The sequence below is a fragment of the Rhodococcoides corynebacterioides genome (assembly GCF_019834675.1).
Taxonomy (GTDB): domain Bacteria; phylum Actinomycetota; class Actinomycetes; order Mycobacteriales; family Mycobacteriaceae; genus Rhodococcoides; species Rhodococcoides corynebacterioides_A.
In genome coordinates this window covers 441,551-455,009 of sequence record NZ_JABUBU010000001.1, presented here as the reverse complement: position 1 = coordinate 455,009, position 13,459 = coordinate 441,551, and the positions used below count along the sequence as shown (strand labels likewise).

The following is a 13,459-nucleotide window of genomic DNA, read 5'->3' as shown; positions in this document are numbered from 1 at the left end:
TCCCTCCTCGGTCGGACGTGGCGGATGGGTCACCGTGCACGAGGCACTCGGCTTCCCCGGTCGATCGCGGGCAAACACCCCCGGCGGATCGCCGCGAACGGCGCTAGCGTTGTCGGTATGCAGAGTCTCCGAGACACCATCCGCGCCGAACTGAACGTCCGGTCCCCCATCGACCCGGCTGCCGAGATCGAGTCCCGCGTGGCGTTTCTCGCGGACTACGTGGCCGCCACCGGCACTGCGGGGTTCGTCCTCGGCATCAGCGGTGGGCAGGACAGCACACTCGTCGGGCGACTGTGCCAGCTGGCCGCCGAGCGGGCGCGGGACGCGGGGCACGACGTGCGGTTCCTGGCCGTGCGGCTGCCCTACGGACAGCAGGCGGACGAGGACGACGCCGTCGTCGCGCTGGACTTCATCCGTCCCGACGAGACGGTGCGGGTCGACATCAAGGCGTCGACCGACGGCGCGGGGACCGCCGCCGCGGCCGCGTTGGGTGTGGAGCGGCTGCGCGACTTCGTGCGCGGCAACATCAAGGCCCGTGAACGCATGGTCGCCCAGTACGCGCTCGCCGGCGAGCGCAACCTCCTGGTGGTCGGCACCGATCACGCCGCGGAGGCCGTCACCGGCTTCTACACCAAGTACGGCGACGGCGGCGTCGACCTCACGCCGCTCACCGGGCTGACCAAGCGGCAGGGCGCGGCGTTGCTGCGGGAGTTGGGGGCGCCGGAGAGCACCTGGAGCAAGGTGCCGACGGCCGACCTCGAGGACGATCGCCCCGCGCTTCCCGACGAGGAGGCACTCGGCGTGACGTACGCGCAGATCGACGCGTACCTCGAGGGAGAAGACGTGCCCGACGACGCCGCGGCGACCATCGAGGCGTGGTTCGCACGGACTCGGCACAAGCGCACCATGCCGGTCGCACCGGCGGACACCTGGTGGCGGGAGACGCCCTGAACCGATTCCGGTACGACCGCCGGGGCCGATCAGGTGTCGAGACCCGCATCGAGGGGTAACAATCGAGGTGAGCGCTCGAAAAACGTGGCGTCGAAGTCATCCGTCACCCCACGGGCGCCCGGTCGCGTGTGCGATCGGTCCGTGTCGACGGAGGCCAGGCACGTCGACAGGAGTTCACCCATGACCCTGCACATCGAAGAACCCGCGCCCCGCGACTCGGGGCCGGCGGACGTCGAGACGGTGGTGTGGTCCGAGAACGGCGACACCCGCGACTGGTGGGAGAGCGTCATGTCCCGCTGCACGTCGTACGTCCCGCCCCGCGATCGCCGGCGCCGCACTCCCCGCGCCGCACCCGACCGCAGCTGAGCGGTCGCCCCGCACAGCCGAAACGCCCCGGATCCGATGGGATCCGGGGCGTTTCGTATGTCGCGGCGAGTGTCACTCGACGCCGACGACCTCCTTGGCGATGGCGGCGATCCGCGTCTGCGCGGCGGAGACGACGCTGTGGCGGTTCTTGTGCTGCTCCTCGTAGGCGAGGACGGTGCGCACGTCGGCGGGAGCGTCGAGGTCCTTGATCGCGGCGACGGCCGCGGAGACGTTCAACTCGTCGTAGCCGTCGACGGGCAGTTCGTCGGCGGACAGCGACCCGGTGGCCGCGCGGGCCTTGTGAATCGCGTCGGCGACGGTCTCGGCGCCGCCCTCACGGGTGGTCTCCTCGGCGGCCTCGAGTGCCGAGTCGCGGCTCGCGACGAGCGTGTCGACGGTGAGCTCGCCGGCCTTCTGTCCGCGGCCGAGCAGCTCGGCCACCTTGTTCGGGACGTCACGCGCGGTGTCGACGGCGCGGTCGACGCTGCGTGCGGACCACGTGACCGGGGTGTTGATCAGGCGCACCGCGGCACCCGTCGCGGCCTGGATGGGCGTCCGGCGCAGTGCGGCCGGACCACCGAGGGCGTCCTCGGCCAGGACGGTGGTGAGCCAGTCGACGGTGGCCGAGTGAGCCTCGACGAGGCTGTCGGCCAGCGAGACGACCGCGGCGTCGGAGGTAGCGGTGGCGAGGGCCTTGACGTAGCGCGAGCGGTCGAGCAGCTGGTGCTCGAGGGCGAGGTCGCCGAGCAGGGCCTCGTCGAACGGCTGCGCCTGCTCCGCGACGGCCTTCAGCGCGGCGGTGAGGCGGCCGAGCAGCGGCGCCACGACGTCCGGCGTGCTGCCGAGGTCACGGATGGCGGTCGCGATGCGCTCGGACCGGGTGCGACCGTTGGCGGCGTTCTCCTCGAGCTCGCGGCGCACCGCGTCGGTCCGGGCCTGGACCACGCGGGTCTCGGCCACCTGGACCTCGGTGTTCGTCAGCTGGAGCAGGGCGCGCAACTGCGCGACGAGGGTTCCACGCTGCGTGTCGATCGAGATCTGTGCCATGGTCTGTCGAACTCCTTCGATGACTGGTCGTCGAACGCGGCGGTGTGCCGCGCCTTCGGGTCGATCTGATCCATGGTTACCACTCGGTAGGAACGGGAAAACCCGATGTGGCCGACGCCATACCAGACGGCCGTATCCACCGCCACAGCGGCCCCTGCGATGCACAGCCGCCCCACGAGAGGTCATCGACATGAGCACCGAGCCCACCGGCAACACCGAGCCCACCGAGAACACCGGAACCGAGAACCTCCCCGACCTCGACGCGGTCCAGGACACGATCGACGAGGCCAGGCGCGCGGCGGAGAAGGCTCCCACCGTCGAGGCTCCCGACAGCACCGACAGCACCGATCACGAGGACGACTGACCCGTCCCCGTCTCCAGCAGGCGTTCGAGCGTGTCGAGCAGCGGCACCTGACCGGCGAGGATCTTGCGGCGCGCGGTCGCGAGGTCGAACCACTCGATCCGGTCGATCTCCGGGACGGTGATCACGCGCCCCGAGCGCGGCGGCCACACGATCTCCGCGTCGTTCGATCGCAGCGTCGCGGGATCGACGTCGCCCTCGACGGCGAACGCGGTGACGTGCTTGGCGCGGGACTGGATCACCGTCCCCAGCGGATGCCACGGTCCGGACGGTGGGGGCGAGCCGAGTTCCTCGGCGAACTCGCGTGCGGCAGCGGCGGCCGGGTCCTCGGTGGCGGGGTCGAACTCGCCCTTCGGCACCGACCAGGCGCCGTCGTCCTTGCGCGCCCAGAACGGCCCGCCGGGATGCGCCAGCAACACCTCCGGCCCGCCGCGCGCACCGGTCCGGTGCACCAGTAGTCCGGCACTGTGCTTCACCCGCTCGATGCTAGGCCGGGCCGACTCGCGTCGACGGATGCCCGCCCCCCCCCGGGTTTTCCGCGTCCTCTCACGGGTAGGTCGTGCGGACACCGCACGACCATCGACAGCCGAGGAGCTGGTATGACCGACGTCGCCTCACAGGGCTCACCCTCGTCCGACGATCGCGGGCACCTGACCGACCGACAGGGCCACCCGATCTACGACAATCAGAATCAGCGCACCGTCGGGTCCCGCGGACCCGCGACCCTCGAGAACTACCACTTCCTCGAGAAGATCAGCCACTTCGACCGCGAACGCATCCCGGAGCGTGTGGTGCACGCCCGCGGCGCCGTGGCCTACGGATACTTCGAGGCCACCGGGACGTGGGGCGACGAGCCGATCGCGAAGTACACCCGCGCGAAGCTGTTCTCCGAGAAGGGGAAACGCACCGATCTGGCGATCCGGTTCTCCACGGTCATCGGCGGCCGGGACTCCTCGGAGGCGGCCCGCGACCCGCGGGGGTTCGCGATCAAGTTCTACACCGAGGACGGGAACTGGGACCTCGTCGGCAACAACCTCGGGGTCTTCTTCATCCGCGACGCGATCAAGTTCCCCGACGTGATCCACGCGCTCAAGCCTGACCCGGTGACCTTCCGGCAGGAGCCGGCGCGCATCTTCGACTTCATGTCGCAGACCCCCGAGGCGATGCACATGCTGGTCAATCTCTTCTCCCCGCGCGGCATTCCGGCCAACTACCGCACGCAGCAGGGCTTCGGCGTCAACACCTACAAGTGGGTGAACGCGGACGGCGAGACGCACCTGGTGAAGTACCACTGGATCCCCACGGCGGGGGTTGCCTCGTTCACCGAGGAGGACGCGGCCGCCACCCAGGCCACCGACCTCGGACACGCCTCGAAGGACCTTTACGAGCACATCGAGCGCGGCGACTTCCCGGAATGGGAACTGCGCGTGCAGCTCATGAGCGACGACGAGCACGAGGAGCTGAACTTCGATCCGCTCGACGACACCAAGGTCTGGCCGGAGAACGACTTCCCGCCGAAGGTGGTGGGCCGCATGGTTCTCGACCGCAACGTGTCCAACCACTTCGCCGAGAACGAGCAGATCTCCTTCGGCACCGGCGTTCTGGTCGACGGGCTCGATTTTTCCGACGACAAGATGCTCGTCGGTCGCACGTTCTCCTACTCCGACACCCAGCGGTACCGGGTCGGCCCCAACTACCTGCAGCTGCCGGTCAACCAGCCCAAGTCCCGGGTGGCCACCAACCAGCAGGGCGGACAGATGCAGTACTCGGTGGACGACGTCGGGTCGAACCCGCACGTCAACTACGAGCCGTCGATCACCGGCGGACTGCACGAGGCGCAGTACCCGACGCACGACGAGCAGGGGCCGGAGATCCGCGGTCGGCTCACCCGCAAGCGGATCGAGCGGACCAACGACTACGAGCAGGCCGGTCAGCGATACCAGCTCATGGACGCGTGGGAGCAGGACGATCTGGTGGCCAACCTGACCGCCAACATCGGCGAGGCCACCCGCGAGGTCCAGGAGCGCATGGTGTGGCACTTCCTGATGTGCGACGACGAACTCGGCGCACGGGTGGGCGAGGGCCTCGGCATCACCGCGGACGACGTGCGGGAGTTGCCGCCCCTCGCCTCGCAGACGCTCTCGGACGTCGAGGAGGAGCGCCGGTCCAACCTCGGGAAGAACGGGCCGCGCGACGTCACCGGTCTCACCATGACCCACTGCGTCCCGAACGAGCACGTGGTCGTGTCCCGGTAACTCCGGGCAACCGATCTCCGGACAACGATCTCCGGGCCACCGATCTCTGGACAACACGGGGGGCCGGGTTTATCGTCGAAGGTGCCCGTACACCTGGTTCTCCTCGAAGGTTGGTGGTGCCCATCGACGAGTCGAAACCCGTTGCCGCGCATCGTCTGCCGCGTCCGATCCGGACGCCGACCGGCGATTCGACGCAGCGCTGAAACACGAGAATTCACAACCATCCGATCACCACGAAGCCCCCGGTAGCGAGCTACCGAGGGCTTCGTATTCTCGGCGGGACGTTCGCCGGGTGAACGTCAGCCGGCGTTGGGGTCGAGCGTCTCCTTGATCTTGCCCATGACGCCCTTCTCGGTGCCCAGCTCGGCGTTGGACGGCTCGCCCAGCGCGCCGTCGTACGTCGCGTACAGCTTGGGGTCCGGCGGCGGGCCGGCCTGCACGTTGCCGAGCGGCTGGGGGTCGGCGAGAAACTTGTTCTCGTGGCGTCCGTCCGGTGCGGTGCCGTGCGCCCACCGACCCTTGTCGGACTCGGTGCCGTCCGAGAGGTGCCAGAGCGTGCTCGCGTGCTCCTCGTACTCCTCGTCGAACAGGTCGTTCGGGGCGACGACGCCTTCCAGGCCGTCCGCCTGCAGTTCCTCGATCGCCGCCAGCCACATGTTCTGGTGGTAGGTGTCGCGGGCGAGGTTGAACTTGAGCATGGCCTTCACGCCGGGGTCGTCCGTCATGTGCCACAGGCGGGCGGTCTGCACCCGGCCCTGGGCCTCGGCGGCGACGTTGGCGCGGAAGTCCGCCAGCAGGTTGCCGCTCGCGACGATGAAGCGACCGTTCCAGGGGACACCGTTGCTGTCGGCGAGCGAGGGCCCACCGCCGGAGACGATGGCCTGCTGCGGATCCATGCCGCCCATGACCGCGGCGACCACGGGATCCATGGCCGCGTTCTTGGTGGACTCGGTGGCGGGCGCACCCTCGAGCAGGCGCGCGACCATGGTCGCGAGCATCTCGACGTGACCGATCTCCTCGGTCGCGATGTCCATGATGAGGTCCTTGTACTTGCCCTTCATGCGGCAGTTCCAGCCCTGGAACAGGTACTGCATGGTGACGGTCATCTCGCCGTAGGCGCCGCCGATCAGTTCCTGCAACTTGCGGGCGTAGACGGGGTCCGGCTTCTCCGGCGCGACGTCGAACTGCAAGTGGTCCGTGTGACGAAACATGGGTGTCTCCCGACTGGTGGGACGAACGTGTGATCGTGCTGCGCCTGTCGGGGTGCTCCATCCAGGCGAGCCTCTCGGACGCGGGCCGACTACCCGAGGCCGAACCGGGCAAACGGTGCACGAAAACGTTTCCTGCGCCGGAGTAACGACCCGTTCGTCGGGTACACCCGCGGGATGAACCCTGTGTCCCGCGACGCCGATGCTCGACCCACCGGCGACGCCGATTCCCCTGCGAACGAACGTGATTCGGCCGGGTCGAGTCCGCTGAAATCCGCGATCACCGGGAAGCTGCTGTTCGTCTTCATCCTCGGCGACGTGCTCGGAGCCGGGATCTACGCGCTCGTCGGCGAGATCGCCGGCAAGGTCGGCGGCGCCGTGTGGGTACCGCTGCTCGTCGCCCTCGCGATGGCGATGCTGACAGCCTCGTCGTACGCCGAACTGGTCACCAAGTATCCGAAGGCCGGTGGCGCGGCCGTGTTCGCCGAGCGCGCCTTCCGACGTCCGGCCGTCTCCTTCCTCGTCGGGTTCTCGATGCTCGCCGCGGGCGTCACCAGCGCCGCGGGCCTGTCGCTCGCGTTCGCCGGGGACTACCTCGGGACGTTCCTCGACGTGCCCACCGTCCCGGCGGCGCTGGTCTTCCTCGGGGTCGTGGCCCTGCTCAACGCCCGCGGCATCAAGGAATCGATGCGCGCCAACGTGGTGATGACCGTCGTCGAGGTCGGGGGCCTCATGCTGGTGGTCGCGTTGGCGGCCGTCGTGGTCGGCCGCGGGGACGGCGACCCCGGACGCACCCTCGAGTTCACCGACACCGCGAGCCCGGCGGTCGCCGTTCTCGCCGCGGCGCTGCTCGCGTTCTACTCGTTCGTCGGCTTCGAGACCAGCGCCAACATGGCAGAGGAGGTGCGGGACGTGCACCGGGTCTACCCGCGGGCCCTGTTCCTCTCGCTCGGCGTCGCGGGCGCCGTCTACGTCGCCGTGGGACTGGCGGTCAGCGCCGTCGTGCCGTCGTCGGAACTCGCCGAGACCTCCGCCCCGCTGCTGGCGGTCGTCTCCGCCGCGGACGTCGGCGTCCCCGATCGGCTGTTCGGCCTCATCGCCCTCGTCGCCGTCGCCAACGGCGCCCTGCTGACGATGATCATGGCGAGCCGTCTGACCTACGGCATGGCCCGGCAGCGTCTGCTGCCGGGCGCCGGGGCGCGGGTCCTGCCGCGACGTCGGACGCCGTGGGTCGCCATCGTCGCGACCACCGTCATCGCGATGATCCTCTGCGCCACGGGCACCGTCGCCGCGCTGGCCGAGACCGTCGTGCTGCTGTTGCTGGTCGTCTTCGTCAGCACCAACCTCGCGGTCCTGGTCCTGCGCCGTGACCGGGTGGACCACCCGCACTTCCGCACGCCGGTGATCCTGCCCGTCCTCGCCCTGATCAGTTGCGTCGTGCTGGCCACCCAGCAGACCGCCGACACGTGGCTGCGGGCGGGCATTCTCCTCGCCGTCGGAGCCGTGCTCCATCTCGGTCTGCGCCGGACGCGGGGGCGGGGTTTGGAAAACGCGGAGACCGTCAACTCGTAGCGGCGAGAAGCATCTCGAGCGACGAAAGGTTCTGTGCGATGGCTATCAACGACGACGACATCACCACCACCGGGTCGGCCGGCGGCGAGGGTCCGGCCGACGGCGGCTCGAACCCCGGCGGCCACGACGGCGGTGCCGACGGCTCGGCCTCGCCCACCGAGGGCCCGGCCGACGGCGGCTCCAACCCCGGCGGCCACGACGGCGGCGCCGACGGCTCCGCGGCCTCGGGCGAGGGCCCGGCCGACGGCGGCTCGAACCCCGGCGGCCACGACGGCGGCGCGGACGGTACGGCTTGAGCCTGCAGCACCACGAGCAGCGCGGACCGGTCACCCGGTCCGCGCTGTCTCGTCTCACCACTCTCGATCGCCGCGAGTTCGCCGACCGCCACTGGGGCCGTGAGCCCCTGCTGACGCGCGCGGCCGACCTCCCGGCCTCGTTCGACGACCTGCTGACGGCCGACGCCGTCGACGAGTTGATCTCCGAGCGCGGCGTGCGCACCCCGTTCGTCCGCATGGCCAAGGACGGCGCAATCACCGACCGGTCCCGCTACACCGGCTCTGGTGGGTTCGGGGCCGAGGTCACCGACCAGCTCGACTCCACCGGTGTCCTGGCCGCGTTCGCCGACGGCCACACCCTGGTCCTGCAGGGTCTGCATCGCCTCTGGCCGGCACTCATCCGGTTCACCGGGGACCTGGTCGCCGAGATCGGCCACCCCGTCCAGGTCAACTCCTACATCACGCCGGCGTCGAGCCGCGGATTCGATCCGCACCACGACGTGCACGACGTGTTCGTGCTCCAGATCGCCGGCGAGAAGCGCTGGATCCTGCACCCGCCGGTCCACGAGCACCCGCTCGCCGACCAGCCGTGGACGGATCATCGCGCCGCGGTCGCCGCGCGGGCCGCCGAACCCCCCGCCCTCGACACCGTGCTCCGCCCCGGCGACGCGCTCTACGTCCCGCGCGGATGGATCCATTCCGCCGAGGCGCTGGGCGCGACGTCGATCCACCTCACCGTGGGGATGTCGGCGTTCACCCGCCACGATCTCCTGCGGCAGATCGTCGCGGCCCTCGCCGACGACGCCGGGTTCCGCGCCCCGCTCCCCCTCGGGATCGATCTCACCGACCCGGACGCGGTCGCGCCGCACGTGCAGTCCGTGCTGTCCGACCTCGCCGCCGTGGCCGGTGACCCGGACCCGTCGCTGACCGTGTCGGTCGGCGAGCGCGTCCGTCGCCGGTTCGCCGACGTCACCCGTCCGGCACCGGTCCGTCCGCTCGCCACCGTCGACGCGCTGGCCGCGCTGAATGCGGCCACGCCGGTCCGTCGCCGCCCGGGGCTCGTCGTGCGGACGGACACCGACGCCGAGCGAGTGCACGTGCGCACCCGTCGGACGACGATCTCGCTGCCGATCGAGTGCGCCCCGGCGCTGGACGCCCTGCTCGGCGGGAAGACCCTGACCGTCGGCGACCTCCCCGGACTGGACGGGGACGACGGCGCGGTCGTGGTGCGGCGTCTGGTCCGCGAGGGTGTGCTGGTGATCGGGTCCGACGATCGCTGATTCGACCTCTACTCTGGACGGGGTGAGAACAACCTCCCCGGAGATGGTGGTCCTCGTCGACGACGACGGAATCGCCGTGGGAACGCAGGAGAAAGCCACCGTCCATCACGAGGACACGCCGTTGCACCTGGCGTTCTCGAGCTACGTGGTCGACCCCGACGGTCGGGTGCTCGTCACCCGCCGGGCCCTGACCAAGCTCACGTGGCCCGGAGTGTGGACCAACTCGTGCTGCGGCCATCCCGCCCCCGGCGAGCCGCTCGATCGCGCCGTGCTTCGGCGCCTCGCCCACGAGCTGGGCATCGACGCTGCCGCGGCCGACCCCGTACTGCCCCGGTTCCGCTACCGCGCCGTGATGGACAACGGGGTGGTGGAGCACGAGATCTGCCCGGTGTTCCTGGTTCGCTACGACGCTGCCGTCGTCGACCCGCGGCCCGACGAGGTGGCCGAGCACCGGTGGCAGACCTGGACGGAGATCGTCGACGACGTCGCGAGCGGAACCAGCGAACTCTCGCCGTGGTGTCAGGATCAGGTGCGGCAGTTGCAGCAGCTGGGGCCGGACCCTCGGTCCTGGCCGGTGAGCGACGCGGCGCTGTTGCCGCCCGCGGCGCGGCCGCTGTGACCGACGGCGTCGGCAGTCTTCTCCTCCGGACGATCGACCGACTCTCCCACGCGCTGGGACGGTCGTCGATCCTGGCCGACAGCACCTTCGACCACGACGCGCACCCCTGGCTGCTGACGGCCGAGGAACGCGGGAACCCCGACACGCGCATCCGCCCGTGGACCGAGGGCAATGCCTGCCGCACCCTGGTGCACGGCGCCACCTACTTCGAGGTGCTCGGCGACCATCTCGCCGCGGCCGGTCCGGGCGATCTGGTGCTGTTCACCGATTGGCGCGGCGACCCCGAGCAGGTTCTCGGCGACTCGGGGCCCACCGTCGAGGACGCCCTGAGCGACGCGGCTCGCCGCGGTGCGGCGGTACGGGGGCTGATGTGGCGCTCCCACAGCGGCCTGTTCGGCTACACGGGTGACAAGAACTCGTCGCTGGCGATGGCGCTCGAGGACGCCGGCGGCGAGTGCGTCCTCGACCAACGGGTGCTGGCCTTCGGGTCGCATCACCAGAAGTTGGTGGTGATGCGCTCCCCCGACCGCGCGGACGGCAACGTCGCGTTCGTCGGCGGCATCGACCTCGCACGCGCGCGACGGGACGACGCGCGGCACCACGGCGATCCGCTGTCGCGGCCGTTCCCGCCGGAGTACGGCGAGACCCCTGCCTGGCACGACATCCAACTCGAGATCACGGGCCCGGCCGTGCGCGACGTCGAGGACACGTTCCGTGAACGGTGGGAGGACCCGGCTGCGCTCTCCCGCCTGCCGTGGCACGTCTTCTCGGACCTGGTGCGTCGGCATCGACGCGAGCCGTCGGTGCTGCCGACGGAACTGCCCGATCCCCCGGAGCCCGGAACCTGCACCGTCCAGCTGCTCCGCACCTATCCCCGGCGCCGCCCCGCGTATCCGTTCGCGACCGACGGCGAACGCAGCGCCGCCCGGGCCTACGCGAAGGCCCTCTCCCGGGCGGAACGCCTCGTGTACATCGAGGATCAGTACCTGTGGTCGGTCGACGTCGCGCGCGTGTTCGCGAGCGCACTGCGACGCTCGCCGACCCTGCGCATGATCGTGGTGGTGCCACGCCACCTCGACGACGACAGCGCCGTGACGATTCCCCCGTCACTGCTCGGTCACGCTGCGGCACTGGACATCCTGCGGAGCGCGGGGTCGGACCGCGTGCTGGTCCTCGACATCGAGAACGACGAGAGCGTGCCGGTCTACGTGCACTCCAAGGCATGCGTGATCGACGACGTGTGGGCCGCGATCGGCAGTGACAACTTCAATCGCCGTTCCTGGACCCATGATTCGGAGCTGACCGCCGCGGTGGTCGACACCGAGCGCGATCCACGGGAGCCGCTCGACCCCGGCGGGCTGGGCGACGGCGCTCGGGTGTTCGCCCGCGAGCTCCGACTCGGACTAATGGCGGAACACCTCTCCCGCAACGGAATAGACGACACATCCGATCTGCTCGACCCGGACGCGTGCTTCGACGCCGTCGCCCGCAGCGTGTCCGCCCTCGACGACTGGCACGACGGCGGTCGCCACGGACCCCGCCCGGCCGGGCGACTGCGTCGACACGCCATCGAGGTTCCTCCGGTGTGGAAGCAGCGGGTGTTCTCGTGGCTCTACCGCGTGGTGGTCGATCCGGACGGACGGCCCTGGCGACTGCGGTTCACGCGCCGGTTCTGACGACGACCCCGTACGAGTGTCCGTCGTTTCTCCGTCCCCGCACCGGGTATCAGCCGACGGTGAACGCGGTACAGGACATCGATCGGCACGCAGCGGAACTGGGAATCGATCACCTCAAGCCGGATCAACGACGCGCCGTGGAAGCACTGCTGGCCGGGTGCGACGTGCTCGGGGTGCTCGCCAGCGGGTTCGGCAAGTCCGTCGTGTACCGCGTCGCCGCGACGATGCTCGACGGAGTGACCGTGGTGATCTCACCCCTCATCGCGCTCCAGCACGATCAGGTTCTCGCCGTGGCCGACACCGATGCCGTCACGGCGGTCGCCATCCACTCCGGACTCTCGGCCTCCCGTACGGAGAAGGCGTGGCGCCGGGTCGCCGACGCCGAGACCGGGGTGCTCCTCTATCTCACGCCCGAGCAGGCAGCGCGGTCCGAGGTGCGGGAGCGCCTGACGTTCCTGTCCGTGGGCGCCGTGGTCGTCGACGAGGCCCACTGCATCGCCGCCTGGGGTCACGACTTCCGCCCGGCCTATCTCCGCATCGCCGAGTTCGCGAACGCCGTGGGGCGGCCTCCGATCCTCGCGTTGACGGCGACGGCGCCACCGCCCGTCCGCGACGAGATCGTCGCGCGGCTCGGGTTGACGGAGCCCTTGCTCGTCCTGGGCGACGTCGATCGCCCCGGCATCCATCTCTCGGTTCGCCATCACGCGCACGCCGACGACGTGGTGAGCGCGGTCGTCCACGACGTGGTCGATCTCGCGCGTGGCGCCGGGACGGGCCTGGTCTACACCGCGACCCGCGCCGCGACGACGCAGTACGCGGACCTGTTCGCCCAGCACGACCTGCGCGCGCTCGCGTATCACGGCGGACTGTCGGCCAGGAATCGGAGCGAGGTTCACCGACGCTTCGTGAGCGGCGACGTCGACGTCGTGATCGCCACGTCCGCCTTCGGGATGGGCATCGACAATCCGAACGTCCGCTTCGTCGTCCACGCCGCACCGCCGGATTCCCTGGAGCGCTACTACCAGGAGTTCGGTCGCGCCGGACGAGACGGAGAATCCGCCCGGGCCATCCTGCACTACCGCGCGGAGGATCTCGGGCTGCAGAATTTCTTCGCCGTTCGCCGACCGAACCAGAAGGTGGTCCGCACGGTTCTGCGCGCCGTCGTCGCCTCGACCGATCCGTTGCCGACGGACGCCATCACGGCGCTGCCGTCGGTCAGCGCCCGCTCGGCGGGAACTGCGCTCGACCTGCTCGAACGCGTCGGCGCCGTGCGGTTGGACCGCGGTGACGACGGGACTGCCGGATGGGTCGACCTCGACTCGGACGTCCGCGCCGTGATGGCTCGGGTCCGCGCCGCCGCCGAGGCGGAGGAGTCGGCCGCCACCTCGCGCGTGGAGATGATGCGGCACTACGCCGAGGCCGGACGCTGTCGGCGACGGATGCTGCTCGAATACTTCGGCGCGGCACCGGACGACGCGACCGACGACGATCGGTGCGGCCGGTGCGACTCCTGCGAGTCGGGACGCGCCGACCGGACGGCCGCGGCAGCCGGCTCGGGCGGCACGGACCTCGGCCTGGCGCCCGGTGACCGAGTGCGTCACGAGCAGTGGGGCGAGGGCGAGGTGGTCTCCGTGGAACCGGACCGCGTGACCGCGCACTTCGACGACCAGGGCTACCGAACGCTGGCCTCCTCGGTCGCCCGTGACCGCGATCTGCTGAAGCCCGCCTGAGCCCGGGAAACCGGCCCCGGGCGCGTCGTGACCCATGCGAACCGTCCGCAGGTTCTTTTGTGCCCGTACCCGAGCGAGGCCCCTCTCAGCTGGCCTAGGTTTCTGGAGACGGGCCCGTC

General features: G+C 70.5%; 13 protein-coding genes. 10 read left to right on the top strand and 3 right to left on the bottom strand.

The annotated features are described in order from the left end of the window. The first annotated feature begins 117 nt into the window (after positions 1-117). Both nadE and HQ603_RS02115 read left to right on the top strand, forming a co-directional pair. Positions 118-951 carry an ammonia-dependent NAD(+) synthetase gene (nadE, locus tag HQ603_RS02120; protein ID WP_222682702.1) on the top strand — a complete coding sequence of 278 codons (834 nt, stop codon included), beginning with the start codon at positions 118-120 and terminating at the stop codon, positions 949-951. Between the two features lie 180 nt (positions 952-1,131). Next, the gene (locus tag HQ603_RS02115) at positions 1,132-1,317 is read left to right on the top strand and encodes a hypothetical protein (RefSeq protein ID WP_222682701.1); all 186 of its coding nucleotides are present in this window, start codon (positions 1,132-1,134) and stop codon (positions 1,315-1,317) included. Between the two features lie 72 nt (positions 1,318-1,389). Here the strand turns inward: HQ603_RS02115 and HQ603_RS02110 are convergent, their stop codons facing one another. Further along, the gene (locus HQ603_RS02110; protein WP_222682700.1) at positions 1,390-2,364 is read right to left on the bottom strand and encodes a ferritin-like domain-containing protein; all 975 of its coding nucleotides are present in this window, start codon (positions 2,362-2,364) and stop codon (positions 1,390-1,392) included. Positions 2,365-2,554: 190 nt separating this feature from the next. On the opposite strand from HQ603_RS02110, the gene HQ603_RS02105 reads away from it, so the two are divergent. Continuing rightward, entirely contained in the window at positions 2,555-2,728 is a 174-nt protein-coding gene (locus HQ603_RS02105) for a hypothetical protein (protein WP_222682699.1), read from the top strand. On the opposite strand, the gene HQ603_RS02100 is transcribed toward HQ603_RS02105, so the two are convergent. Next, the gene (locus HQ603_RS02100) at positions 2,713-3,201 is read right to left on the bottom strand and encodes an NUDIX domain-containing protein (RefSeq protein WP_308126312.1); all 489 of its coding nucleotides are present in this window, start codon (positions 3,199-3,201) and stop codon (positions 2,713-2,715) included. The two genes, HQ603_RS02105 and HQ603_RS02100, sit on opposite strands and share 16 nt — an antisense overlap. 123 nt (positions 3,202-3,324) lie before the next feature. Here HQ603_RS02100 and HQ603_RS02095 point away from each other — a divergent pair, with 123 nt between their 5' ends. Then, positions 3,325-4,980 carry a catalase gene (locus tag HQ603_RS02095; RefSeq protein ID WP_222682698.1) on the top strand — a complete coding sequence of 552 codons (1,656 nt, stop codon included), beginning with the start codon at positions 3,325-3,327 and terminating at the stop codon, positions 4,978-4,980. A 299-nt stretch (positions 4,981-5,279) separates the two neighbouring features. On the opposite strand, the gene HQ603_RS02090 is transcribed toward HQ603_RS02095, so the two are convergent. Beyond that, positions 5,280-6,191 carry a manganese catalase family protein gene (locus HQ603_RS02090; protein WP_222682697.1) on the bottom strand — a complete coding sequence of 304 codons (912 nt, stop codon included), beginning with the start codon at positions 6,189-6,191 and terminating at the stop codon, positions 5,280-5,282. A gap of 174 nt (positions 6,192-6,365) precedes the next feature. Between HQ603_RS02090 and HQ603_RS02085 the strand changes: the two genes are divergently transcribed. The 6 genes from HQ603_RS02085 to HQ603_RS02060 are packed head-to-tail and all read left to right on the top strand — an operon-like array spanning position 6,366 to position 13,340. Then, positions 6,366-7,760, top strand: a complete 1,395-nt coding sequence (locus HQ603_RS02085) for an APC family permease (RefSeq protein ID WP_222682696.1) — start codon at positions 6,366-6,368, stop codon at positions 7,758-7,760. A 38-nt stretch (positions 7,761-7,798) separates the two neighbouring features. Then, positions 7,799-8,056 carry a BatC protein gene (locus HQ603_RS02080; protein ID WP_222682695.1) on the top strand — a complete coding sequence of 86 codons (258 nt, stop codon included), beginning with the start codon at positions 7,799-7,801 and terminating at the stop codon, positions 8,054-8,056. After that, a complete protein-coding gene (locus tag HQ603_RS02075) occupies positions 8,053-9,315 on the top strand; it encodes a cupin domain-containing protein (RefSeq protein WP_371830951.1) in 1,263 nt (420 codons plus the stop codon). The genes HQ603_RS02080 and HQ603_RS02075 overlap by 4 nt, the downstream gene beginning before the upstream one ends. Before the next feature lie 43 nt (positions 9,316-9,358). Continuing rightward, a complete protein-coding gene (idi, locus tag HQ603_RS02070; protein WP_222683189.1) occupies positions 9,359-9,934 on the top strand; it encodes an isopentenyl-diphosphate Delta-isomerase in 576 nt (191 codons plus the stop codon). Beyond that, positions 9,931-11,610, top strand: a complete 1,680-nt coding sequence (locus HQ603_RS02065) for a phospholipase D family protein (protein ID WP_222682694.1) — start codon at positions 9,931-9,933, stop codon at positions 11,608-11,610. Before idi ends, HQ603_RS02065 begins: the two co-directional genes overlap by 4 nt. A 59-nt stretch (positions 11,611-11,669) precedes the next feature. After that, complete coding sequence (locus HQ603_RS02060; protein WP_222682693.1) at positions 11,670-13,340, top strand: RecQ family ATP-dependent DNA helicase; 1,671 nt, start codon at positions 11,670-11,672, stop codon at positions 13,338-13,340. Positions 13,341-13,459: the final 119 nt, after the last annotated feature.